Here is a 21,056-nt window from a genome sequence, read left to right on the forward strand (position 1 = left end):
AAAAATTGTATGCAGCCATTTTTTTATTGACATTTGCGAACATATGTTTGTATTATAGTAATAAATCCAATTCTTGATAGAGGTGTGCATGATGAGGAAACCCTATGATCCACCGAGAGAACTCTGGCTATATGACGATCGCGGTATGAAGAAATGGCAAGGCTGGTTTTTAAGTGACCACTCAGCAGCATTGGAAGCAGACGCTCTGCAAGCTGAAGGGTTATTGGTGAGACCGGAGCAATCTGAAACCGAGGTAGGGACGATTTTAGAGATAGCTTTGAGTGAGGGCTTGGCGGTGACAATTCAATTAAATATTTTAGAGCAAGATCGCTTGTTACCAGATATTAAAGGCTATGTCCGCGGCTATGACGAAAGTAATCACGTGGTTCTTGCCACGGAAACTAATCGTCAGCAGCTGATTCGTGTTGCTGATATTCGCAACATCATGTTGGTTGACCAAGAGAAGTGGTACCGTAATGGAATCGATGACTATGGGATTCAATCAGACCAATCCGTTAGCAAATGACCGCTCATTACCACAAAGAGATATTTTATGTATTGATTGTAAATCTTTTTATGCCAGTACTGAAGCTATTAAAAGAGGCATCAATCCCTTAGCCTCTAAAATTGCGGTTTTATCTCGAGAAGAGTCTCAAGGTGGTTTGATTTTAGCAGCGTCACCTTATGCCAAAGATACATATGGTGTCAAGTTAGGCACACGTAAATATGAAGTGCAACCGGATATGAATTTAGAAATGGTAGAGCCACACATGGCTGACTACATTCATAAAAATTTAGAAATCAATCATATTTACCGTCAGTTTACCGATAAGCAGCATTGGTACCCTTACTCGATCGATGAATCTTTTTTAGATGTCACCGGTTCGCATCGCCTTTTTGGAGAAAATAATCAGATTGCTGCCGCGATCCAAAAGAAAGTTTTAGCTCAAACCGGGATAGTCACAACGGTTGGTATGGGACCAAATTTATTATTAGCTAAATTAGCGCTAGATAATGAGGCCAAAAAAGGTGCACCATGGCAAGCTTATTGGGATTATAAAGACGTGCCTACGAAACTTTGGCAGATTAGTGATTTACAAGATATGTGGGGTATTGGCCATCATTATGCTAAGCGTTTGCACCAGTTGGGTATTTATTCTGTTTATGATTTGGCCCATGCCGATGTGGCTTTCTTAAAAAGAAAGTTTGGTGTGATGGGCGCACAACTTTATTATCATGCTTGGGGTATCGATTATTCTAATTTAGAACGGCGCTATTTACCGCGTCTAGATAGCAAAGGTTATGGTAATAGTCAGGTTTTGATGCGTGACTATCTGACCTTATCAGATTGTGTTACGGTCCTAAAAGAGATCGCAGCCCAAGTAGCTACAAGATTGCGGCGCCATCATGTCCAGGCAAGTGTGGTGGGTATCAGCATCGGTTATGCGGCAGGCGGTCATTTTTCCACGCAAATGAAAATTACCCCTACAAATTTGACTGAAGAGTTACAGGAAGCAGTGGCTTATTTATTCAAGAAGAAATGGAATGGGGCGCCAATTCGTAACGCTGGCGTACGCTGTAGTCGTATTTCTAAGCAATTGGGCCTTCAACTAGGGCTTTTTAAAGATCAGCAGCGCTTAGTGCAACAAGCCGTTCTAGACCAGATCATCGATAAGATTCAATTACGTTTTGGGTACAAGGCTTTAATGCGGGCTAATAGTTTGACTAAGGGCGGGACTGCATTGGAACGCACAAATTTAGTGGGTGGTCATCAAGCTTGAACAACGCCGTGTGACTGGCATAAAATTTTAGGTACAGGTTGATTATGAATGTTTTGGCTTAAACGTGGTTCAAAAAACAGTGCCCGCACTTAATTACGAATCACTCAAATGGAAAATCGCCATTTATCGTGATTCTTGTTAGTACTCGGTCATTGAACATCTTTTGCCTTACGCTCATATCACAGGAAGCGATGCAAATGCCTAGTGAGATTCAGCAATTATTAGAGCGCTACTGGCGCTATTTTAAACGTGAACGGAACACCCTTTATTGGCTCTTAGTCGTTCACGATACGTTTGATCAAACGGATAATTTTTTCTTGTATCATCGACGGTTACAAGGACGATTGCTATACTCTAATGAATTATTAATGTTGCCATTTCGTAAAAACCTATATACTCGAGCAATGACAGAATTAAAACGTGTCTCGCAGTTACACATTGACTACCGCGACACGCGAACAATGGTCGATCAAGTGGCGCCAATTAAATTTGACCCCCATCATGGGCATCATTAAAAAATAAAAAAGACTTGTAATTCTAAAAATGCGTGTTATTATATGAAATATAAATTAAATTTGGATTAACAAATATAGACTATTATGAGAAAAAAACTAAGCTGATTTGTCAGTAAAGCGAGCTTCGGGTTGGTGTAACGAAGACTGATGCAGCAAGGTAATCCTTCTCTAAGTTATGTACCGAATCAAGTAGGCTACATCGGCAACGTCCGTTATCATGTTCGCACATTGCAATTGCTGTGTGTCAGAGGTCAAAGATGTGAATCTTTGATAAATTAAGGTGGTAACACGTTTCATCTAACGTCCTCAAAATTCTAGAAAGTTGTTCTAGTTTTTTAAGGTCGTTTTTGTTTCCAGATTTAAATTAAAGTGAGGTGGTTCCAGATGGAAGTTAATATTAGATCAAACGATGATGACAGTGCGATTCAGATTAGAAATCAACGAATATCAAAAATATGGCACTATCTGGCTGAACCACTTATGAGGGTGTATTCAGTCAGATAACTAAAAGGAGCGGTTATTATGACTGAAAATGTTGCAGTAATGAATGAAACTGAAGAAAAAGTGGCTCAAGCTCTATTTGAAGCTTACCAAACGCATAAGCCTTTAAATATGGCAGATTATGCTGATGTGTTAAAAGACGATGCTGCTGCTTACCGGGTTCAAGCAAAATTAACGGCTTTGAAGCAACAGGCAGTTGGTGGTTATAAAGTTAGCTTAACGAGTGGCGAGACTCAAAAAATGTTTGCGGCTGATGAACCGCTATACGGAGCACAGGTACAAGATCATTTTTTGAAATCGCCAGCACATTTAGCAATGAAAGATGTCATGGCACCATTAGTTGAAGTCGAGTTAGTTTTCAAAGCCATGTCTGATTTAGATAAGTCGGATTCACTTGAAGATTTGTTGCATAAAACAACCGTAGCTCCAGGCGTGGAAGTACCAGATGCTCGGTTTAAAAATTGGTTTCCTGATTTACCTAAGCATTTAGTTATGGCTGATGCGGCTGTTGGCGGCTATGTGGTCTATGGTAATGAAGTCAACGCAGATCATTTTACTGTTGCTGAATTAGCTGAAGTAACTTGCGAGTTATTTCATGATGATCATAAACTTAAAGATGGACAAGCAAGCGAAGTCCTGGGAAATCCTTTGAATTCTTTGAAATGGCTCGTAGATAAATTAGCTAGTCAGGGTAAACAACTTACGGCCGGGCAACGTGTTTCCACGGGGACTTTCTTATTACCGGTAGACTTAACATTAGGGCATTGGCAAGCAAACTTCAGCCATGATTTAGGAACAGTTTCAGTTACTTTAGACAAATAAATCGGTGATAGGTCACAAATTTAAAAAAATAAACCAAAAGGCATCGCAACTAAGTGTTCAAGAATCCTGCCATAAATGGCAAACTTGAAAATAGCAAAGCCACCAATCAAAAATAATATCAGACTAATAAATGGATGATGGAAAATCAATTTGAATAATTTACCAATTAGAAGAATGATCAGAAATAAAGCCACAATAAAACCAATCAATAAGCCACCGGATAGAGAATGACCATTGGACACAGCCGTTGCAGCCATCAATGTGAACATCGTTTAACGCACCTCTTCATGATGTTACGAATTTTATAATTAGTATACGATATTAATGCTGTAAGTATATTGACCTGGAGACGGATTTTTAACGAAATCAATTTTGGCTATCTCGGATAAAGCCATTGACAGGTCTACAATTTATGACTATATTAGAATTATTAGAAAATAATAAGTTTCCTAATGAAAAATATAATTAAAATTTTAAATTGGAGATGGAGCTATGTCAAGAAAGTTAGCGGTCATCGGAATGGGTCATGTTGGGCAAACCGTTGCACACCATATTATTGTTACCGGGATGGCAGATGATTTGGTGCTCATTGATACGAATGAGGCAAAGGTCCAAGCAGATGCCCTGGATTTTGAAGATGCAATGGCTAATTTACCAAATCATACGGATATTTATGTAAACGACTACAGTGCCTTGAAGGATGCCGATATCATTGTTTCTGCATTGGGAAATATCAAACTCCAAGATAATCCCAATGACGATCGGTTTGCAGAGTTGCCTTTTACAAGGACGGCCGTGCGTGAGGTTGCTCAAAAAATAAAAGCTTCAGGATTTCACGGTAAAATGGTGGTGATCACAAATCCAGTGGATGTGATCACATCTATTTATCAAGAAGTCACTGGCTTACCTAAAGCACATGTTATCGGAACTGGAACGTTATTAGATTCGGCGCGTATGAAACGTGCGGTTGCAAAACGTCTTGAGATTGATCCACGTTCTGTCGATGGGTACAACTTAGGTGAACATGGGAATTCTCAATTCACAGCTTGGTCCACGGTACGTGTTTTAGGGAAGCCCATTACTGAAATTGCTGAAAAAGATGGCTTAGACTTAGCAGCCCTAGACAAAGAATCCAAGGTGGGTGGACATACCGTTTTCCATGGTAAAAAATATACAAACTATGGTGTGGCAACGGCCGCTTGTTATTTAGCCAATGTCATTCTGACAGATGCTAAGACAGAATTACCGGTTTCTAATTTCCGAGAAGAGTATGATTCTTACCTATCCTATCCGGCTATTGTCGGTCGAGATGGCATTCAAGAACAACTACAATTGGATTTGACTGACGAAGAATTAAAAAAGTTACAAATTTCAGCTGATTTTATCAAAACAAAATATGCTGAGAGTTTAGCAAACAAGTAAGTTTGCTTATAGTAACCTCCTGTATGATAGTGCCAGTTTGCCGCTGACACTATTTTTTTGCTATAATAATTTATACGGACAAATAAAAGCGCTTTTATTAGCAATAATTTAATTGAAGCACTATAAAAGAAAGGGTCAATTAATGAAAACTGAAAAAGAAAAATTTTTAGCTGGTGAACCTTATAATATTCTGGATCCAGAGTTAGCTGCTGATGAAACCCGAGCACGGCGTTTGTGCAAGCAACTTAATGAATTAGATGATCAAGCTGTTGCTGAGAAAGATGAGATCATTCGTAAACTATTTGGTTCGGTGGGAAAACGACCGTATATTCAACCTAGCTTTCGGTGTGATTTCGGTTACAACATACATGTAGGGGATAATTTTCTATGTAATTATGATAATGTGATTTTGGATATTGCACCCGTAACCATTGGCGACAACGTCATGTTAGCGCCTCATGTACAAATTTATGCGGCTTATCATCCGGATGATCCAGCTGAACGGCGAAAATGGATTGGTTTAGGTAAACCAGTGACCATTGGCAATGATGTTTGGATCGGCGGGGGATCAGTAGTTGTACCAGGCGTTACATTAGGCAACAATGTGATTGTTGGCGCCAATTCAACAGTGACCAAGTCTTTTGGCGATAACGTCGTGATTGCAGGCGCCCCAGCACGTGTGATTCGGGAGAACCCACCTAAAAAGTAATCCAGTACTCAGCTAGTAGCTACCAGCTGGGTGAAAATTGGCATGCTATTTTTAGTCGTTCTTTGACTCAATTGCTTGTGTAATCAAGGCAATTAGTTTTTGTATTGGCGGCGTGGGTTTTATTCGTGTTGAAATACCTGCTTGAAGTGTGAGTTGTGTTTTTGGCAGCTGGTAAATAGTTACTGCCGGATCTAGCAGCAGATGGTTTTGCTGGATGGCTTGATAAGTCGTGAATGTTGAAGCAATATGGTGACCGACCATGTTCGTTGCAATGTCAATGTCCGGTACAGTAGCGACGACCTTGGAATGTAAGCCGTTCATTAATAAAAACTGATCAATGTTTTGCTGGAATTTTGAATGAGTGGTGACGTTAATGAGTGGGGTGTTATTAAGCAACTCAAAGTTAGTCAGTGACTTTATAGCTTCCGTTTTATAGCGTGTATGTTGGTCAGATTCTTTGGCAATAATCCAATAATAATGGTTACTTTTTAAGGGTAAAAACTGAATTTCGTTCAGATTTGTTTGCATTCCGTAAAAAATATCCAGTTCGTTGCTATTTAATAGGTAAGCAGCACGCTGTGTAGGTAACTCAAGCAGTTGAACGGCTATATTAGGGTATGCTTTATGAAAGTCTGGAAATATGTCAGGTAGGAGATAGCGTCCCAAAGGTTGATTGGTGCCAAATTTGATGGTTCCAGTGTGGTAGTGGGCAATACTCGCCATCTCTTGGGCAAATTGCTGTTCACGCTGCGCGCAGCTTTGTAAATAGTGTAATAATTTTAAACCGGCCCCTGTGAGGTCGGTTTTATTTTTGCCGCGATTTAATAAGGGCACACCATATTGCTTTTCATATTTATGAATTATTTGACTGATATAGGGTTGGGTTACATATAAGGCAGTAGCTGCTTTGGAGATGGATTGATACTGATGAATAGCTTCAAGAAAGCGTTTAATATTTCTAGACATGATAGTAATTTCACTTATTCCATTAAAGTTTATATTTATGAATCATTTGAATTATAGGGAATCTACCTATAACAAATCTATTATATTATCCCATAAAAATAGTAATTTAACAAAGATTGTTAAATGATGCACAATTTATTTGAACTTAAAAAATTCTTGAAATGAGGGATATCATGGTTCTAGTTACAAAAGATGTTCAAAAACGGGATGTATCCAGACTTTTTACGCCCACACATATCGGTAAACTAAAACTTAAAAATCGTACCGTCATGGCACCACTGGGGCTGGTTGGGTACAATGATGCTCGGGGTGGCTTTAATAAAAATATTCAAGAACTCTATATTCGCCGTGCTAAGGGTGGCGTGGGCATGATCACTGTTGGTTTAGTTGCAGTGGACTATCAAGATTTCTTTGATTTGTCCTTGCCTTGTCCACTTTACGATCCGATCGACTTCACCAAAACATCTAAGATTATGCTGGAACAGATTCATAATTATGGTACGAAAGCGATTTGTATGATTTCGGCTGGGATGGGTCGCTCAGCGTTTCCAGGTGTTTCAAAACAAATGTGGGCACCGTCTGAACAGGAAAATCGCTTTGATCCTAAGAAACATCATCGCGCAATGACTAAAGCGGAAATACAGCAAACGATTGAGGACTATGCAAAAGGGGCTCTGATTTGTAAGAAAGCCGGTTTTGACGGTGTTGAGATTCATGCTGTTCACGAAGGCTATCTATTGGATCAATTTACGATGGCGTTCTTCAATCAACGTCAAGATGAATATGGCGGTAGTTTAGAGAATCGTCTGCGTTTGCCAATTAAAATTGTGAAAGCCATTAAGGCCAAATGTGGAGCAGACTTCCCGGTTTCATTGCGCTATTCTCTGAAAAGTTTCATTCGGCACTTGCGTGAAGGTGGTTTACCGGGTGAGCACTTTGTGGAACAGGGGCGAGATATTGAAGAAGGCTTAAAAGTTGCCAAAATCTTCGAAAATGCAGGTTATGACATGCTAAATGTCGATGCTGGGACTTATGATGCTTGGTTCTGGAATCATCCACCAATGTATTTTGAAAAGAAGGGTATCTACAATGAATTTGGGGCAAAAGTCAAAGCAGCAGTGAATATTCCGGTTGCCGTTGCCGGTCGGATGGATGACCCAGAAGCCATCAATGAAGCTTTTGATGCCAAGATTGATCTGGTAGAATTTGGTCGGCCATTGCTGGCTGATCCAGATTTAGTCAATAAAATTAAAGCTGATGATTGGGAAGATGTTCGGCCTTGTATCTCTTGCCATGACGGCTGCTTGGATCGACTGGCTAAGGGTCTACCATACTCTTGTACCGTTAACCCGGAAACTGGTCATGAGGCAGAGTATAAATTAACTCAGCCTCTGACCAAAAAACGGGTGCTCGTTATTGGTGGTGGCCCAGCAGGTTTAGAAACAGCTTATATTTGTGGGACTCGCGGCCACCAAGTGACGTTATTAGAAGCACAAGATCATTTGGGCGGGGCGGTGATTCCTGGATCCCAGCCATCGTTTAAGCAAGATGATTATCAATTGTTAGTTTGGTTTGAACGCCAGTTACACAAGATGACTAATGTGACGGTCAAATTAAATGCACCAGCGACCAAACGAGACTTTAATGATCCTAATTATGACACAATTGTCGTGGCAACCGGATCAAAACCAATCATGGTTGATTTCGGCAGTAAGCAAATGTTAAAAGCTGAAACCGTTTTGATGGCTCCAAATAAGGCTGGCAATCACGTGACCATTATCGGTGGTGGCTTAGTTGGTTGTGAAACAGCCTTGTGGTTACAGCGCAAAGGTAAACAAGTGACGGTCATTGAGATGTCAGACCAGCTTTGCGGTGGTCCAGAACACACACCATTTGCCAATTGGGAAATGATTACTGAATTATTACCTTTTGAAGGTGTGACGGTTTTGACCGAAACAAAAGTAGATCATGTTGAAGGGACCACGGTTTTTGCCCAAGATAAACAAGGCCGTTCAAAGCAGATCAATGGCGATACTGTGATTTGTGCCGTGGGCTACAAAGCCAATGATCCTTTTGTCAATTTATTGCAAACGGCCGATAAAGAAACTTATCAGATTGGCGACGCCGTTAAACCGGGTAAAATTATGAATGCCATTTGGGACGCGTACTATATTGCCAAAGATATTTGAGAAAGAATATTTTATTTAGAGTAGCTTAATCTGCTAGAATGAAAGTAATTAATCATTTTAGGAGATAAGCCATGCGAAATTTATACATTAAGCAAAAAATTATCAGCTTAGGCGAAAAGTTTACAGTCGTGGATGAACAACAGCAGCCGGTTTACCGAGTAGAAGGTAGTTTTTTAAAAATACCTAAACGGTTCAAAATTTTAGATAACAATGGTAATCAGGTTGGACTGATCACTAAAAAGGTAATTTCGGTATTACCCAAGTTTTTTGTAGAAGTAAAAGATCGACCTGAAGTTGTGACGATTACCAAAAAACTGACTTTATTGCGAGCCAAGTACCAGATCGAGGCTAAGGGGTTGGCGGTTCAAGGCAACTGGTGGGACATGGATTTTGAAGTGAGACAAGGCCGCAATTTAATTGCTGCGATCCATAAGAAGTGGATCTCTTGGGGCGATACCTATGAATTACAAATCACGGATGAAAGTTATGAGCAGCTGATTGTTTCGCTAGTGATTGCCATTGATCGTGTCAAGGCTGATGAAAGCGGCTCAGCTAATTCCAATGCCAATAGTTGATAGCCGGTTTTTAGCAAACTTAATGATGAATAAATTGTGGTGCAATGTATTTCACAAGCCAAATACCACTCTTAGTTGGATAGAAAAGAACGCCCTGTTCAGCCGCTTGTTGGGCCATAATCTTTAGGACAACGGGTTGGGGATCGTGGCGTACACCTACTTGTTCAGCTATTTGAATATTACTGGAAAGATGGACGAAATCGCGGTCCATCTTTTTAATACCCTCTATTAAAATAGACTTTGCGGCAACGCGCGAGGTGCCATGGAATAAAATTTTTGGGGGTGTTTGCGGCAAGGAGAGTGGTTTGACCGGGATGCTATGGCCATAAAGGGCACGAATCGTTTCGCCTTGATCGGAGAGTTCGATGGCATAACGCTGCTTATCGCTACTGGTAATGATTTTTTCGATGACTTGGCGATTGAGGGGTGTCTGGTAGTGCTGATTGAATTTTGCGATAAACGTCGACAGATCAATTCGGCCATAGCTGTCTAATTGTAGACCAATTCTTTCAGGATGATGGCGCAAAATGAAAGACATGCGTTTACTGAGTTTAGTCAAATTTTTATCCATATTAGTCAGCCTTCTTGGGTTTGATGATCTGTTTCAAAAAGCGCTTGTCAGCGTTGAAGATAATATCTAAACTATACCCTAAAAGGCCTAATAGAAATAAGAGCAGGCCAGCGTGTTTAGCTGTGAATTCAGTATTGAGTGCATCTAGGAGGCCAATGCCAAAAATCATCGGAATACTAATATATAACAAACCTAAAATAAGACGCCAAAGTTTTTTCATTTTTATCGCTGTCCTTTTTAATCCTGAGAGTCATTTTGTAAATAGCCCCACATATAGCCTTCCTCAAAGCCGCCGCCAGTATTGTTCGTATGATGGCGCTGGTAAGGTGGCTTGGGATGGCGTAAACGATGTAATAAATAGAGCCAAATAAGCCATACGAGAATGAAACCAAAAACATAATGACCGACAAGACGCCAAGTCAAACGATTGGTGTAATGGTGCTGAATATGATGATCCTGGATAAAAGCGGTGTAGTGGTTGAAATACCGCATCACGTTATTACCAGTAATTAGAAAAGATACTAAATTGGCACGATAAATAGTCTGCTGAAAATCTGTGATAAAATCATCGCCATAATTAGGCGGGATAAAAGCAATGCGCTGGCCGCCATTATAAGGATAGACCAATACCATGGCAATATGGTCGTATTGCTGCTCTAGGGCAGCATAAGTTGCGGTTGTATTGGTCTGATTTGTAGGATCGGCAGCACGTAAATTCTGGGCAGTTGCGTGGTCAATGGCGTACTTGCGATAACGTTCCAAATTGTCAGCCTTCATGAGTTTGTTATCACCCTTACGAACTGCAAGATAATTTGGGAAACGTTGAATGGTATATACCCAAATGCGATAGTCTGTGCCGGCGTTACGGAATGCTTGATTTTGTTGCTGAATGGCTTTGATTTGGGCTGAAGAGAGCAGGTTTAGGTTATCTTGGACTTCGGCAGCATTGGCGTGGGTAGGCGACATATATAGGTAGTAGGCCAGGCATGATAATAAAGCCAAGATCAGCAATTTTAAATGCTTCATTAGTTGATTCTCCTATTTGTGGCTTATGGATCGAATTTGAACCAGAATAAATTCAACGCAGTAATCGGTATTTTTTAGGACATCTTTTCCCCGGAAAGCGTGCTATAATAAATGTGAAACCGGATACAATTCAAGGAGGCAGTGTCATGGCTTATACACTATTAAATCGTACCACTTTAGAAAAAGCAGATCATCCTTCTGAGCTTCAGTTAGCAACCATTGACGATAAAATGACCATGGTTAAACTGGGCTTTAAGGCAGCAGATGGGTCTTTGGAACGTATGTGGGTCAAAGTCGAAGCCATTAATGGCGACCAGTATCGTGGTAAATTGATCAACATTCCAGATCGTATTGAAGGGTTGAGCGAAGGCGATGAATTGAATTTTACTAAGGATAATATTATTGCCATTAACAACCCTCAGATCACTTATGAATGTAAATGTGCTGATGCTTAGATTATGAGTTAAGTAAAAAATAGAGAATATTGCTAATATAAAGTACCCCCTAATTGCTAGATAATCTAACAATTAAGGGGTACTTTATGTTGCTTCAGTTTTATTATCAAAAATTACTAAAAATCCTTTGCCAATCACTGTTGTTGATGACATTTTCAATGGCTTTGATAATTGTATCTATAATTGAAGCGCCAACGATTGATGAAATAATCATGACGACAATCCCTAAAATGACGCTTCCAAGGAAATAGGCATAGATCTTGTCTAAAGTATTGGTTGCTTGGGCACTAAAAATACTAGCTGCAAAAGCAACACTTGTGAAGAATGAGCCGACACTGCCAATTAAGATAAACAAAACAAGATTGGTCATAGAAATGCCCATGAGACTAAACAATAATAATAAAGCCATTGCAAAGACATTAAGGTTAGAATAATGCGCAAAGCGTGTTGTGAACTGTAAATAAGAGAAACGCCGGTCTCCAAGTAAGACATGAGTACTTAAGTAAGCTACTGAGAATTGGGCCATATAAATTAATAAAGTAAAAATGAATATGCGAAGATAGAATGTGAAACCTAAGTTAGCTTGCATCATAAAAGCTCTGAAGGCCTCAGAAGATTGACTATGTAAAGTTGTCACAATTGAGAGGGTGGCTAATAGGGCGGCAATCATAAAAGAAACAAAACCAAAATAGCGATGATAAGTTGTTTTGATGGTAAAAGGATGTTTCAAACTAGCCAGCAGAAATTGCCAATAGTTGCGCGCATATTGCTTGGTTGCTTCTACATTGGCATTGGGTTGAGGTGCCGGTGTTGGTGGTACGGTTACTTTTGAATTGTCAGTTTGTGTATGTATTTCGGACTTCGTTACAGTCTGGTTAGCAGCTGCGGGCTTTGAGGTGGTTGTTGGCACCACTTCACGAACATCTTGACCACAATGGGTACAAAATTTTGTATTTTCAGCTAGTTGCGTCCCACAATTTGGACAAATTTTTATCATCATAGTTTCCCCCAAAATAAAAAATATCATTGTGATTATCATAGCACAAATATAAATGTAAAGCTTAGCGTAAAAGACGGTTCAATGACCGCTTGCCAATACAATCATGACAATCACGGCTGCTGTCTTTTGCTGCCGTGCTTATTGGTATAGAATAAAGCATATCAATCAAAAAATTTACGTCAATTGGGAGGGATTGATCTGAAAGGGATAGGGCTTTATCTTAGAAGATATTTATTATTAATATTTGGGGTTACAAGCATTATTTTGTTGTTGGTTGCTTGTCAGAAAACAGCCTCGGAATCCAGTCATAACCATGAATCTTCCAGTCAAGTACGGCACCAATCAGCGGTAAAAACACCGACTAAGCAGAGGCGACACACAGCTGGTAACCAAAAAAATTCAAATACGATTATTTCAAAGTTAAAACGGCAAACAAAAACACAATTAAAATACGTTGCCTTTGGTGATTCTTTGACGGTGGGGCTGTTCGCCGATACCGAGCCACAGGATTTTGCACATCAGTTTGCGAATCAGCTGCAAAAAGAAACAGGGAAAACGATCCAGTTGACCAAAGTAGCTCAAGTTGGAAAAACGGTGGCTAATTTAGCTTTGCCGCAAGTTCGGAGTGTGATAGCGCAGCAGCCAGATGTGGTCACGATAGAGTTTGGCACAAATGACGCTGTGGGCGGTACAGATGCAGCAACATTGGATCGTTTTCGAGCAGATCTCACAGCTGTGGTTGAGCAATTACAGCAAGGCACACAAGCACAATTGATTTTAATGACCACTTGGTCTCCGGCAAACGGCCCTTATGTGGCCAATGATCAAGCATTTGATACACAGATCAAAGCTGTGGCTGCAACACATCATGTGCCAGTGGTCGATATGCACCAAATTTGGGAGACTGACACTTCTGTGACTGGCCCTAGTGGTAAGCGTATTCCTGATTTTGCACAATGGGGGCCACGGGATAATTTCCATCCTAACCAAACGGGACATGATTTGATTGCACGACAACTCGCACAAATCATACAACAATAAATTTCTAATGAATCTTTGGAGGCATAATTTATGAACGCAGCACGGCAGTATTGTCCTAATTGCGGGGCAAAAATTAGTTCAGATGATCAGTTTTGTCCAAACTGTGGCTTTGATTTAACCACTTTAGACCAGACCGAGCAAAGTCAGACAGCTCAAGATACGCTAAAGAAAAACGATCAATTATCGGATACTACCAATATCATTCATTCAGAGAATAAGCAAAACGCTGATGAAACGATGCCTACGAATGCGCTTAAACCTAAGCAGCATAAAAAATGGCCTTGGCTGACTGGGTTAGTTGTGTTACTACTTTTAGGCGGCCTTTACTTATTTGGTAACTGGTATTTTAGCAAAGCGCGACAACAAGCTAATATCATGACTGCCTTAAATAATGATCAAAGAAGTGCGCTGGCGCACTTAAGTTTAGATACGAATTACCAACCGTTGTCACAGACTGAGTTGAAGCCTTTAACAGACTTTATACAGGCTCATCCAGCTGAGCGCAGTCAATTGGTCGCTCAATTAAGTGATCAAAAGCAAGTCCCTAACTTTAATATTCAGGCGAAAGGACGACAATTTTTATTTTATCCGAAGTACTATTTAATTATTAAACGAATACCTTTAACACTCAAAACAAATTTAAAACAGCCAACCTTTTATTTGAACCAAATAAAAGTCTCTGCTTCCGGAAACACAAATTATCAATTTGATCCTGTGCTTCCAGGTACTTATCAACTGAAATTAAGCGGCAAAGTTAACGGCAAGTCAGTGCAACGGACACTTGATGTGATTGCTTTTGATCAAGCTAATATTATGAAAAAGATACAATTTAAAACCAAGGTACATAAGGCAATTGCTTCGGGAAATAAAATAGATTCTGCAGCAAAATCTACGGATCAGCAAGCTAGCTCAGATGATTCTGATACGGAAAACCAGAGCGATGCGCAATCTCAAACAGATAAGCATACAAGTACGCACAAAACGGACCAAGATTATCCTAGTGATTCGACTCGCCGAAATGATAACTCAAGTACGACTGGTTTAATTGGAACTTGGCATTCAGGTGATTCTGAATTTACATTTAATGATGATGGCACCTATGAAAGTTATAGTAATGGTCAGAACAGTAATGGGGATTATCGTGTGGTCTATCGCGACGATGATACGTTAAATATCCAATTCTCAACCGATGACTGGGCTACTAGTACCACAGAACCATTTGTTTTTGCCAATGGACATTTAATTGAAACGAAGCTAAAAATCGATTGGACGCAGTCTTAAAATAAAAACACGATTTTTTTGGAATATAATAACAGATTATTTTCTAAAAAATTGCTGAGAACTAGTTCACTTATAAAACCGTCAAAATTGGTGGTTTTGTGGCTAAAACTCAGCAATTTTTTTGATAAAAAAACAGTGTGATTTCACTTTTTGATTGATTTAGGCTTAATTTGTCAATCTGTTAATTATCTGAGAGGGCATTTTAAAATAATGAAAGCGAATACAAATTCATCAGTTGCTTTTCATAAGTTTCACTTAAAATGTAGTTGTCATCAGATATTTAGGGAGTGAGTTTATGGATATTATTATCATGATTATTGTCACTGTGATGTTTTTACGCATGATCATTCGAGGCAAAGTTGACCGGAAAGATTTCGCAATGTGGGTAGCTGTTTGCATTCTATCGGTTATTTTGTTCAAGTTACATGCGACCAGCGCATTGCAACTTAATTTGTAGAGGAGGTATTTAGCATGCAACAAACGACCCAACCGATGACCCAGGACAGTACTGTATTTTCAAAATTAGGTTTTTGGTCAGCTAATGCATTTTTATTTGCTTATAATTTTGTTTTGGCTGGCGGTTTTTTCTTCCAATTCGCGTTACACGAATTCCCATGTCCCTTATGTATGATTCAGCGCTATTTTATGATGCTAGCTAGTTTTGGCCCGTTATATATTATTTTGAGTACACGGAATGGCTCAATTTCTATTACAAAATTTATGCGTGGTTATGGTCTGTCTTTATTAGCTGCCTTTATTGGTTCCACTGCCTCCATTCGACAGATTCTGTTACATATTAAACCTGGTGATCCAGGCTATGGTTCTGCTGTTTTTGGCATTCACACTTATACCTGGGCGCTCGTTAGTTTTGTGGTTGTTATGATCTTTTGTGCTTTCATGATGATTTTTGCCAAACAACTATGTCCTAAAGGTAGTGAATATAACGCCGTTGCTGCGGTCAATATTTGGATTTTTGCAATTTTGATTGTTGCTAATTTGATTGCCATTATTGCTGAAGAAGGTTTCCATTGGTTGTTACCTGACAATCCAACTATTTATCGCCTATTTCAATAACTTTGATGCTTTTAATTAAATTAAAATAAAGCCGCTAGTTTGTTTGACATACTAGTGGCTTTATTTTATACTGTACGTGAACTAGTTGGTTATACAAACTAGTTGTGGAGGTCACAGATGAACACACAGTTATTAAAGGGTGTTTTAGAAGGGTGTATTTTATTAGTGATTCAGCAAGAACCGATCTATGGCTATGCGCTCATTCAGAAGTTACGTCAATTCGGTTTTGAATCTTTAGTAGGTGGCACAGTCTACCCTATTTTACAAAAACTCGAAAAAAATGGTCAGATTCAAGGAGAGATGCGTAAATCACCTGAAGGTCCAGATCGAAAGTATTTTGAGATTACTGAAGTGGGTAAGGGAATTATTCAACAGTTTATCGCTGAATGGCGACAGTTGACGACTAACGTAACAAAAATTATAAAGGTGGCGAATGATCATGGCGACACACAATAGTGATTTCTATCGCGAAGCTTACCAGAAAATAGACGCACAATTAAATCCTAAAAACCGAAAGTATTTTGATCAGTTATCGGATTATTTAGTTTCAGCGGGCATTACCTATGATGAGACACAGCTCTATGATCTGGCTCAGGACTTGCAACAAGCCGAAGCTAATGGTGAGACAGCTGAAACCTATTTTGGTCACGACCCTAAAGCCATGGCTGATGGTATTTTGGCCAATACTAAACCAACGTCTAAGCGGGACTTATGGCAATTGCTAGGAATAATTGTGATCATCATGAGTGCTTTTGTCTTTATCAATACTTTAGCCGATGCGGGACCTTTAAAAATTGAGCCATTACATTATTTACTAATCGATACTTTCATGGTGGTATTCATCTGGCTTGTTTTCCAAACTTTTAAGCATTTTGCGTTTGTCAAAAAAGCACACATCATTCAATATTTTGCTCTATTTTGCTTAGCTGGTTTATTTATCTTGTTCTATCTTTTAGTAACTTATAAGATTTCGGCTGGGATCGTTTGGGTTCTTAGGCCACCTTTAGATTTAATCATCATTGGTGTCATTTTGCTGGGGGTTATTATTTTCACACTAGTTACGAAATCAATGACGAATCGCGCTATTGGATTACTAATTGCCTTTTTGATAACCATAAATGGCAGTAGTCGTGTGTTTTATGATGGCCCCATTGCTGCTTATTTGCGTGTTGGTTACCTTGCAATATTAGGTCTGTTTTTAATTTTTGAAATTGTTTTTGGTGTTCATTTTCTCGTACAACATTATTTCAAACAAGCAAAATAATTGTTGAAGTTTAGCTGTGTCCTATTTTTAACTGTGGTCTGTTATTGATATAAGCCTATGCTAAAATTAACTTGAAGTTAAAATTTCAAAGGAAGTTTAACGATATGAAATTAGGACAATATTTAGGACAGCCAGTTGTGATCAATCCTGATGCGCATGGGTTAAATAGGCAACGTATTTTAGGTATCGCTCAGTTAAGTGAAGTGTTAGATCAATTACCAAAGCAGCTAGAATTGGCGGCACCAGAGCCACTAGACTCGTTACAAAAATTAACAGCACCAATTGTGACAAGCAAACAAATATTTGGAGTAGGTTTCAATTATCGAGATCATATGCTAGAACTACACACACAAGCTCCCAAGCAGCCTAATATTTTTACCAAATTTGTCAGTTCAATTACGGGCCCAAATCCAACGGTCAAAATACCGAGTCCGCAGACTGATTGGGAGTCAGAATTGGTGGTTGTGATTGGTAATGGCGGTCGGGATATTCCTCGGTCTGAAGCAGAGCAGCATATTGCGGGCTACATGGTGGGCCAAGATCTTTCGGATCGACAATTGCAGTTTGCTAATGCAAAGCCTCAATTTTCATTGGCTAAATCTTATGCTGGTTTTTCACCAATCGGTCCCTGGATAACAACGCCAGATGAAATAAAAGATATCGGCGCATTAAAAATCACGACCCAAGTGAATGGTGTCGTGAAGCAAACGAGTACTTTGAAAAATTTGATTTTTGATAGTGGGGACCTAGTTCATTATCTATCGCAAATTACAGAATTATACCCGGGTGATTTAATTTTTACCGGTACTCCGGGTGGCGTGGGTTATGGTCGGCAGCCTAAAGAATTTTTGCATGCTGGTGACACTTTAGTGAGTGAAATCGAACAACTTGGTCGGCTGACCATTCAAATGACCGCATCACTCTAATTCGCGGTACGGATCAGGCAAATAAATGACCATTTGTTGCGGACATGATTGCTTTAATGGCCGGCATGCGGTTATGGGCTTGCGTAAAGACAACTGAAGCATCTGATTGGAAAACAGCATCTGTAATTTCTAAAGCTGTTAAATTCAAAGCTGCAGCAATCTTTTGCCCAGTGGTCGTTTTAAGATCATGAAATGCAGGTAAACAATGCATAACAATGGTTGATTTTTTACCAGTCGCTGCTAAAAGCGTTTGATTGATTTGATAGGGTAACAGCAAAGCTGCGCGTTCGTGAAAATCGACTTGTTCGCCCATGGAAAGCCAGACATCGGTGTAGAGTGCATCAGCACCATTAACGGCCGTTTCGGCATTGTCACTAACTAGAATTTCACTACCGGAGCTTTGAGCATAAGCCTTCGCTTTGGTCATCACTTCGTCAGTCGGTTGTAACGCAGCAGGGGCACCGAAGTGAATATTGACACCTAACATTGCAGCTGTGATCAGAAGAGAATGAGCCACATTATTACGTGCATCGCCTAAATAAGTTAGGGTTAATCCTGGTAATGTGCCAAAATGCTGTTTTAACGTCATAAAGTCGGCAATCATCTGTGTTGGATGCCAGTCATCAGTTAAACCATTCCATACTGGGACGCCAGCATTTTCCGCCAAAGTTTCTACGGCCTTTTGTGCAAAACCGCGAAATTCGATTCCATCAAACATACTACCTAGAACTTTGGCAGTATCAGCGATGCTTTCTTTGTTGCCAAGTTGAATGTCATCTTTACCTAGAAATTCTGGATGCGCACCTAGATCGTTTGCTGCCACTGTAAAAGCTGAGCGCGTTCGCGTTGATGTCTTTTCAAATAATAGCGCAATATTTTGCCCCTTGAGGTACTCATGGGGAATATGTTGCGCTTTTAATTTATCTAAATGAATGGCAAAATCGATCAAATAATTAATTTGTTCTGGTGTGAAATCAATTTCTTTCAAAAAACTTTTACCCTGTAACGGATTCATATTGTGCCTCCAAACTTGCTTTGATAATAGGAATGCTATCCATGAGTACAGCTTCAGGCGTGATCAGGGGCGGCAGTAAGCGTAAAGTATTGTGTTTAGCTGTTAAAGTAAGTAGACCTTGTTGTTGTAATCGCCGCACAACGATGTCAGCCATAACGGTTTCTGACAACTGGATCCCAATCATCAAACCCATACCCTGAATTTTGGTGACCGTAGATAAAGAAGCTAGTTGTGTCTGTAATGCCGCTAGAAAATGCTGTCCCTTTAAATGGACCTGTTTCAAAAAATCAGGTGTTAATTGGGCCAAAACACCTTCCGCTGCAGCCATAGCTAGTAAATTACCACCAAATGTTGACCCGTGACTCCCCGGACCAAAAGCGGATTGAAATTGAGCGCGACCCAACATAGCCCCAACAGGAATGCCATTTGCCAATGCTTTAGCCAACGTGATGATATCGGGATCTAAGTCAAATTGTTGATAAGCAAATAGGTGGCCCGTGCGTCCCATGCCAGTTTGGACTTCATCAATAATCAATAAAGTATCGGTCGTTTGACATTGAGTTTGAACCTGCTGCAGCCAGGATCGGTTGCCTAGGATGACTCCACCTTCGCCTTGAATGACCTCGAGAATGACAGCTGCTGTCTCTGATGTAATCAGTGGTAAGGCAGTGGAATCATTGTAAGGTGCAAACGTCATATTCGGGACAAAGGGGCCAAAGCCAGTTTTGATAGGTGGGTTGTCAGTTACAGAGAGCGCCCCATACGTACGACCATGAAAACCATTTGTAAAGGCAATGATTTGACTTTTACCCGTATATTTGCGCGCGAGTTTGATGGCAGCTTCATTTGCTTCTGTGCCTGAGTTGCAGAAGAAAGTTAGTTTATCCGTACCAGCAGTTAAACTATTGGCGACTATTTCTTGTAGCTGATTCTGATAAAGATTTGAAGTGTGCCAAACTTTATTTAACTGACTTTGAACATTAGCTTGGATCAAAGCATTGTGATAACCAAAATTACAAACGCCAATCCCACTCGTAAAATCTAAATAAGTTTGACCGTGATTATCTGTTAATTGCCAATCTTGCCCAGTATCGATCTCAATTGGATAACGATGATAAGTTGGAAATAAATGAGACATTGTTGTCACTCCTATCTGGTTTAAGTAAAAATCAATTTAAAATCAAAGTGCCATGATGTTGTAGATCATCTAAGATCTCCACTTGCGAAACACCGTGAGTTAGGGCATGATAAGCAGCTTTTAATTTCGGAATCATCCCACTCGTAATCACATCACCGGCAATCAAACGCTGAACTTGGGCATAGTGGACGTTGGGCATGACGTGTTCAGCTCGGCAAAGTCCGGGAACATCTGTTAGTAAAAGTAGGCGATCCGCGTGTAATTCACTGGCTAAAAAGGCAGCAACATCATCTGCATTAACATTTAGCCATCGGCCGTCACTGGTTTGGCATAGGGGACCAAAAACAAGTAATTGACCTTGCTTCAATTTAGCTTTGACTATTTCATCTAAAATCAGTGGCTTGCCCACGTTTAAATAAGTGTCCTGATTTAAATAGTCGCCCATAATAGAAGCAGATTCAGCATTTGCCAGCCAAGTATCTAGGTCGGCGGCAGTTAGCTGTTGGTAGAAAGCAGGCTGAATTTCATTTAAGATCAATGTTTTCATGAGTGTCATTGTCTGATCATCTGTCACGCGAATACCATTGATCTTTTGCACGGGTAATTGTTGTATGCGACAAGCTTGTGAAATGCGGTTACCACCACCGTGAACGATGATCATTCGAGTTGCCTCTGCTTGCAGTCGCTGTAAACTTGTAAAGAAGTTTTGCGATAAATGATCTAAGGCAGTACCCCCTATTTTGATCACGACTGTTTCTGCCATAAATTTTCGCCTCCTAAACTTT

At 39.9% G+C, this 21,056-nt stretch carries 25 protein-coding genes and 1 other annotated feature; of the genes, 16 read left to right on the forward strand and 9 right to left on the reverse strand.

From position 1 onward, the window contains the following. The first annotated feature begins 145 nt into the window (after positions 1-145). From ACNAN0_RS04810 to ACNAN0_RS04825, 4 genes are all read left to right on the forward strand, one after another. Positions 146-526, forward strand: a complete 381-nt coding sequence (locus ACNAN0_RS04810; RefSeq protein WP_416354020.1) for a hypothetical protein — start codon at positions 146-148, stop codon at positions 524-526. Continuing rightward, entirely contained in the window at positions 477-1,781 is a 1,305-nt protein-coding gene (locus ACNAN0_RS04815; protein WP_416354021.1) for a Y-family DNA polymerase, read from the forward strand. The genes ACNAN0_RS04810 and ACNAN0_RS04815 overlap by 50 nt, the downstream gene beginning before the upstream one ends. A 197-nt stretch (positions 1,782-1,978) precedes the next feature. Further along, positions 1,979-2,296: a hypothetical protein gene (locus ACNAN0_RS04820; RefSeq protein WP_230914128.1), complete on the forward strand. Its 318-nt coding sequence runs from the start codon at positions 1,979-1,981 to the stop codon at positions 2,294-2,296. Between the two features lie 72 nt (positions 2,297-2,368). Further along, positions 2,369-2,607: a binding site (T-box leader), on the forward strand. Between the two features lie 211 nt (positions 2,608-2,818). Further along, the gene (locus tag ACNAN0_RS04825) at positions 2,819-3,619 is read left to right on the forward strand and encodes a 2-keto-4-pentenoate hydratase (protein WP_230914129.1); all 801 of its coding nucleotides are present in this window, start codon (positions 2,819-2,821) and stop codon (positions 3,617-3,619) included. A gap of 20 nt (positions 3,620-3,639) precedes the next feature. Here ACNAN0_RS04825 and ACNAN0_RS04830 read toward each other — a convergent pair whose 3' ends face one another. Continuing rightward, the gene (locus tag ACNAN0_RS04830) at positions 3,640-3,888 is read right to left on the reverse strand and encodes a hypothetical protein (RefSeq protein ID WP_416354022.1); all 249 of its coding nucleotides are present in this window, start codon (positions 3,886-3,888) and stop codon (positions 3,640-3,642) included. A 223-nt stretch (positions 3,889-4,111) separates the two neighbouring features. Between ACNAN0_RS04830 and ACNAN0_RS04835 the strand changes: the two genes are divergently transcribed. Both ACNAN0_RS04835 and ACNAN0_RS04840 read left to right on the forward strand, forming a co-directional pair. Next, complete coding sequence (locus tag ACNAN0_RS04835) at positions 4,112-5,041, forward strand: L-lactate dehydrogenase (RefSeq protein ID WP_416354023.1); 930 nt, start codon at positions 4,112-4,114, stop codon at positions 5,039-5,041. Between the two features lie 142 nt (positions 5,042-5,183). Then, positions 5,184-5,750 carry a sugar O-acetyltransferase gene (locus ACNAN0_RS04840; RefSeq protein WP_416354173.1) on the forward strand — a complete coding sequence of 189 codons (567 nt, stop codon included), beginning with the start codon at positions 5,184-5,186 and terminating at the stop codon, positions 5,748-5,750. A gap of 51 nt (positions 5,751-5,801) precedes the next feature. On the opposite strand, the gene ACNAN0_RS04845 is transcribed toward ACNAN0_RS04840, so the two are convergent. Further along, positions 5,802-6,716, reverse strand: coding sequence for a LysR substrate-binding domain-containing protein (locus ACNAN0_RS04845; RefSeq protein ID WP_416354024.1), 915 nt, complete (start codon positions 6,714-6,716; stop codon positions 5,802-5,804). A 173-nt stretch (positions 6,717-6,889) separates the two neighbouring features. Between ACNAN0_RS04845 and ACNAN0_RS04850 the strand changes: the two genes are divergently transcribed. Both ACNAN0_RS04850 and ACNAN0_RS04855 read left to right on the forward strand, forming a co-directional pair. Then, a complete protein-coding gene (locus tag ACNAN0_RS04850; RefSeq protein WP_230914134.1) occupies positions 6,890-8,905 on the forward strand; it encodes an FAD-dependent oxidoreductase in 2,016 nt (671 codons plus the stop codon). Between the two features lie 71 nt (positions 8,906-8,976). After that, a complete protein-coding gene (locus tag ACNAN0_RS04855) occupies positions 8,977-9,480 on the forward strand; it encodes an LURP-one-related/scramblase family protein (protein WP_230914135.1) in 504 nt (167 codons plus the stop codon). Positions 9,481-9,499: 19 nt separating this feature from the next. Here the strand turns inward: ACNAN0_RS04855 and ACNAN0_RS04860 are convergent, their stop codons facing one another. From ACNAN0_RS04860 to ACNAN0_RS04870, 3 genes are read right to left on the reverse strand one after another with little or no spacing between them, the layout of a single operon-like run. Next, positions 9,500-10,051, reverse strand: coding sequence for an RNA 2'-phosphotransferase (locus tag ACNAN0_RS04860; RefSeq protein WP_230914136.1), 552 nt, complete (start codon positions 10,049-10,051; stop codon positions 9,500-9,502). A gap of 1 nt (position 10,052) precedes the next feature. Then, on the reverse strand, positions 10,053-10,271 hold the full coding sequence (locus ACNAN0_RS04865; protein ID WP_230914137.1) for a hypothetical protein: 219 nt from the start codon (positions 10,269-10,271) through the stop codon (positions 10,053-10,055). A 17-nt stretch (positions 10,272-10,288) separates the two neighbouring features. Next, a complete protein-coding gene (locus ACNAN0_RS04870) occupies positions 10,289-11,077 on the reverse strand; it encodes a hypothetical protein (RefSeq protein ID WP_230914138.1) in 789 nt (262 codons plus the stop codon). A 146-nt stretch (positions 11,078-11,223) separates the two neighbouring features. Here ACNAN0_RS04870 and ACNAN0_RS04875 point away from each other — a divergent pair, with 146 nt between their 5' ends. Then, the gene (locus ACNAN0_RS04875) at positions 11,224-11,532 is read left to right on the forward strand and encodes a DUF2314 domain-containing protein (RefSeq protein ID WP_230914139.1); all 309 of its coding nucleotides are present in this window, start codon (positions 11,224-11,226) and stop codon (positions 11,530-11,532) included. A gap of 106 nt (positions 11,533-11,638) precedes the next feature. Here the strand turns inward: ACNAN0_RS04875 and ACNAN0_RS04880 are convergent, their stop codons facing one another. After that, positions 11,639-12,532 carry a zinc ribbon domain-containing protein gene (locus tag ACNAN0_RS04880; protein WP_230914140.1) on the reverse strand — a complete coding sequence of 298 codons (894 nt, stop codon included), beginning with the start codon at positions 12,530-12,532 and terminating at the stop codon, positions 11,639-11,641. Positions 12,533-12,802: 270 nt separating this feature from the next. On the opposite strand from ACNAN0_RS04880, the gene ACNAN0_RS04885 reads away from it, so the two are divergent. The 7 genes from ACNAN0_RS04885 to ACNAN0_RS04915 all read left to right on the forward strand — a co-directional run bounded on the left by ACNAN0_RS04885 (position 12,803) and on the right by ACNAN0_RS04915 (position 18,118). After that, positions 12,803-13,573 (forward strand): SGNH/GDSL hydrolase family protein, encoded by a 771-nt coding sequence (locus tag ACNAN0_RS04885; protein ID WP_416354025.1) that lies wholly within the window; start codon positions 12,803-12,805, stop codon positions 13,571-13,573. A 30-nt stretch (positions 13,574-13,603) separates the two neighbouring features. Beyond that, entirely contained in the window at positions 13,604-14,854 is a 1,251-nt protein-coding gene (locus tag ACNAN0_RS04890) for a zinc-ribbon domain-containing protein (protein ID WP_230914142.1), read from the forward strand. Positions 14,855-15,149: 295 nt separating this feature from the next. Then, positions 15,150-15,311, forward strand: coding sequence for a DUF5993 family protein (locus tag ACNAN0_RS04895; RefSeq protein WP_230914143.1), 162 nt, complete (start codon positions 15,150-15,152; stop codon positions 15,309-15,311). Positions 15,312-15,325: 14 nt separating this feature from the next. Then, entirely contained in the window at positions 15,326-15,928 is a 603-nt protein-coding gene (locus ACNAN0_RS04900; protein WP_416354026.1) for a disulfide bond formation protein B, read from the forward strand. A gap of 117 nt (positions 15,929-16,045) precedes the next feature. Beyond that, on the forward strand, positions 16,046-16,384 hold the full coding sequence (locus tag ACNAN0_RS04905) for a PadR family transcriptional regulator (RefSeq protein WP_416354027.1): 339 nt from the start codon (positions 16,046-16,048) through the stop codon (positions 16,382-16,384). After that, positions 16,368-17,192, forward strand: a complete 825-nt coding sequence (locus ACNAN0_RS04910; protein ID WP_416354028.1) for a hypothetical protein — start codon at positions 16,368-16,370, stop codon at positions 17,190-17,192. The genes ACNAN0_RS04905 and ACNAN0_RS04910 overlap by 17 nt, the downstream gene beginning before the upstream one ends. A 104-nt stretch (positions 17,193-17,296) precedes the next feature. After that, a complete protein-coding gene (locus tag ACNAN0_RS04915; protein ID WP_230914147.1) occupies positions 17,297-18,118 on the forward strand; it encodes a fumarylacetoacetate hydrolase family protein in 822 nt (273 codons plus the stop codon). 13 nt (positions 18,119-18,131) lie between these two features. Here the strand turns inward: ACNAN0_RS04915 and argF are convergent, their stop codons facing one another. Genes argF through argB form a run of 3 tightly spaced genes read right to left on the reverse strand, consistent with a single transcriptional unit; the run spans position 18,132 to position 21,034 of the window. Next, positions 18,132-19,133, reverse strand: a complete 1,002-nt coding sequence (gene argF / locus ACNAN0_RS04920) for an ornithine carbamoyltransferase (protein WP_230914148.1) — start codon at positions 19,131-19,133, stop codon at positions 18,132-18,134. Further along, a complete protein-coding gene (locus tag ACNAN0_RS04925) occupies positions 19,114-20,271 on the reverse strand; it encodes an acetylornithine transaminase (RefSeq protein WP_230914149.1) in 1,158 nt (385 codons plus the stop codon). Before ACNAN0_RS04925 ends, argF begins: the two co-directional genes overlap by 20 nt. A gap of 31 nt (positions 20,272-20,302) precedes the next feature. Further along, entirely contained in the window at positions 20,303-21,034 is a 732-nt protein-coding gene (argB, locus tag ACNAN0_RS04930; RefSeq protein WP_416354029.1) for an acetylglutamate kinase, read from the reverse strand. Between the last annotated feature and the right edge of the window lie 22 nt (positions 21,035-21,056).

Source organism: Agrilactobacillus fermenti (assembly GCF_047943045.1).
In the GTDB taxonomy this organism is placed as follows: domain Bacteria; phylum Bacillota; class Bacilli; order Lactobacillales; family Lactobacillaceae; genus Agrilactobacillus; species Agrilactobacillus fermenti.

What these genes read in the sequence shown, in the direction of transcription:
- ACNAN0_RS04845 (WP_416354024.1), bottom strand. Translation starts at nt 6,716, where the DNA reads ATGTCTAGAAATATTAAACGCTTTCTTGAAGCTATTCATCAGTATCAA.
- ACNAN0_RS04835 (WP_416354023.1), top strand. Translation starts at nt 4,112, where the DNA reads ATGTCAAGAAAGTTAGCGGTCATCGGAATGGGTCATGTTGGGCAAACC.
- ACNAN0_RS04810 (WP_416354020.1), top strand. Translation starts at nt 146, where the DNA reads ATGAAGAAATGGCAAGGCTGGTTTTTAAGTGACCACTCAGCAGCATTG.
- ACNAN0_RS04875 (WP_230914139.1), top strand. Translation starts at nt 11,224, where the DNA reads ATGGCTTATACACTATTAAATCGTACCACTTTAGAAAAAGCAGATCAT.
- argB (WP_416354029.1), bottom strand. Translation starts at nt 21,034, where the DNA reads ATGGCAGAAACAGTCGTGATCAAAATAGGGGGTACTGCCTTAGATCAT.
- ACNAN0_RS04815 (WP_416354021.1), top strand. Translation starts at nt 477, where the DNA reads ATGGAATCGATGACTATGGGATTCAATCAGACCAATCCGTTAGCAAAT.
- argF (WP_230914148.1), bottom strand. Translation starts at nt 19,133, where the DNA reads ATGAATCCGTTACAGGGTAAAAGTTTTTTGAAAGAAATTGATTTCACA.
- ACNAN0_RS04900 (WP_416354026.1), top strand. Translation starts at nt 15,326, where the DNA reads ATGCAACAAACGACCCAACCGATGACCCAGGACAGTACTGTATTTTCA.
- ACNAN0_RS04865 (WP_230914137.1), bottom strand. Translation starts at nt 10,271, where the DNA reads ATGAAAAAACTTTGGCGTCTTATTTTAGGTTTGTTATATATTAGTATT.
- ACNAN0_RS04915 (WP_230914147.1), top strand. Translation starts at nt 17,297, where the DNA reads ATGAAATTAGGACAATATTTAGGACAGCCAGTTGTGATCAATCCTGAT.
- ACNAN0_RS04925 (WP_230914149.1), bottom strand. Translation starts at nt 20,271, where the DNA reads ATGTCTCATTTATTTCCAACTTATCATCGTTATCCAATTGAGATCGAT.
- ACNAN0_RS04855 (WP_230914135.1), top strand. Translation starts at nt 8,977, where the DNA reads ATGCGAAATTTATACATTAAGCAAAAAATTATCAGCTTAGGCGAAAAG.
- ACNAN0_RS04860 (WP_230914136.1), bottom strand. Translation starts at nt 10,051, where the DNA reads ATGGATAAAAATTTGACTAAACTCAGTAAACGCATGTCTTTCATTTTG.
- ACNAN0_RS04850 (WP_230914134.1), top strand. Translation starts at nt 6,890, where the DNA reads ATGGTTCTAGTTACAAAAGATGTTCAAAAACGGGATGTATCCAGACTT.
- ACNAN0_RS04870 (WP_230914138.1), bottom strand. Translation starts at nt 11,077, where the DNA reads ATGAAGCATTTAAAATTGCTGATCTTGGCTTTATTATCATGCCTGGCC.
- ACNAN0_RS04820 (WP_230914128.1), top strand. Translation starts at nt 1,979, where the DNA reads ATGCCTAGTGAGATTCAGCAATTATTAGAGCGCTACTGGCGCTATTTT.
- ACNAN0_RS04895 (WP_230914143.1), top strand. Translation starts at nt 15,150, where the DNA reads ATGGATATTATTATCATGATTATTGTCACTGTGATGTTTTTACGCATG.
- ACNAN0_RS04825 (WP_230914129.1), top strand. Translation starts at nt 2,819, where the DNA reads ATGACTGAAAATGTTGCAGTAATGAATGAAACTGAAGAAAAAGTGGCT.
- ACNAN0_RS04880 (WP_230914140.1), bottom strand. Translation starts at nt 12,532, where the DNA reads ATGATGATAAAAATTTGTCCAAATTGTGGGACGCAACTAGCTGAAAAT.
- ACNAN0_RS04830 (WP_416354022.1), bottom strand. Translation starts at nt 3,888, where the DNA reads ATGTTCACATTGATGGCTGCAACGGCTGTGTCCAATGGTCATTCTCTA.
- ACNAN0_RS04890 (WP_230914142.1), top strand. Translation starts at nt 13,604, where the DNA reads ATGAACGCAGCACGGCAGTATTGTCCTAATTGCGGGGCAAAAATTAGT.
- ACNAN0_RS04910 (WP_416354028.1), top strand. Translation starts at nt 16,368, where the DNA reads ATGGCGACACACAATAGTGATTTCTATCGCGAAGCTTACCAGAAAATA.
- ACNAN0_RS04840 (WP_416354173.1), top strand. Translation starts at nt 5,184, where the DNA reads ATGAAAACTGAAAAAGAAAAATTTTTAGCTGGTGAACCTTATAATATT.
- ACNAN0_RS04905 (WP_416354027.1), top strand. Translation starts at nt 16,046, where the DNA reads ATGAACACACAGTTATTAAAGGGTGTTTTAGAAGGGTGTATTTTATTA.